General features: G+C 70.8%; 1 pseudogene. It reads right to left on the bottom strand.

What is annotated here, in order from left to right:
• Positions 1 to 216, bottom strand: a pseudogene (locus tag ACFQ87_RS45690) (ABC transporter ATP-binding protein); the annotation flags it as partial.
• Between the last annotated feature and the right edge of the window lie 65 nt (positions 217 to 281).

The following is a 281-nucleotide window of genomic DNA, read 5'->3' as shown; positions in this document are numbered from 1 at the left end:
GGCCTCCTCCAGGGAGACCGTCCGGGGGGTGAGCTCGAAGACGGCGATGCCGTGCTCGGCGGCGGTGAGCCCGATCTCGCGGGCCGTCCGGCCGGTGACCAGCAGTTCCTCCGAGCCGGACCGGCCGGTGATCTCCACGCCGGGCCCGGGCAGCACCAAAAGCAGCCAGGCCGGGTCGGCGCTGGCCACCTTGACGGCGTCGCCGCCTGGCTCCCTGCCCAAGTTCTTCCCAGTGGTGTTTGAGAGTAGTAGGCTCTCTCCTACGCTGATCCGGGGGTCTG

This window comes from Kitasatospora sp. NPDC056531, assembly GCF_042794375.1.
In the GTDB taxonomy this organism is placed as follows: domain Bacteria; phylum Actinomycetota; class Actinomycetes; order Streptomycetales; family Streptomycetaceae; genus Kitasatospora.
Note: the sequence above shows the minus strand (reverse complement) of the source record. Positions and strands in the feature narration are given on the sequence as shown.